We start from the raw sequence: 712 nt of genomic DNA, 5'->3' as shown, positions 1-712 counted from the left end.
GACGTATCGACACTGCCGTTGTCCAGATCTGACAGCCAGCTAAATGCTGCGCGAGCCTGACCTCTCATATCTAGGTCAATAACGACTTTCGACATAGTTCGAAGCATTATTCAGAAATGAGTAATTAACCTCTGCAACCGTCGCTGACATTTTCGAGTTGCACAAACGTAAGCCACAGGAGCCTGCGTCTTGAACTCAAGTAGTGCTTAAATTCACTACAACCCTCCTGCTTATCATCAATGATAAGAACCAATGACAACGCCAAGCGTTGCAATACTGAAACGTCGTTTAAACATCGCTACTTTCTGTGTTAAATTTGCTGTGCATTGACTGACTCTTAGATACAGCATTTCACGATAGTCGCTAGCTATGGTCCGTCTATGTCTACATAGACGGACACTACGACCACCTCTAAGCCATTGATTAAATGGACTTCCCATGCCTTTTCGAAAAACGAAAATGCACGAAATATGAGCATAGACTCATCTTTGGCTGCGTTTGCGAAGCAAACGCCCAACAACATACGGGCAAACAATAGGGTTGGAGCTTTTTGAAAGCATGCGATGTGGCCGCCAGACAAATTGATTGCAAACCACCGTAAAGCAATACCAATGAATAACGCAGAGGATCGGACATCCTCACACAAAAGAGCAATACACGCGCAAGTATGAAATGCGCAATAACACTTAACATCCAAGGCTTGATGCTTCAT

At 44.1% G+C, this 712-nt stretch carries 1 protein-coding gene; it reads right to left on the bottom strand.

Annotation, left to right across the window (positions count from 1 at the left end; translation table 11 throughout):
• Positions 1-367: 367 nt before the first annotated feature.
• Positions 368-712: hypothetical protein (locus AACR11_RS29270; protein ID WP_050921291.1), on the bottom strand; the 345-nt coding region annotated here is incomplete at its 5' end.

The sequence above is a fragment of the Vibrio sp. L85 genome (assembly GCF_963871815.1).
In the GTDB taxonomy this organism is placed as follows: domain Bacteria; phylum Pseudomonadota; class Gammaproteobacteria; order Enterobacterales; family Vibrionaceae; genus Vibrio; species Vibrio harveyi.
Note: the sequence above shows the minus strand (reverse complement) of the source record. Positions and strands in the feature narration are given on the sequence as shown.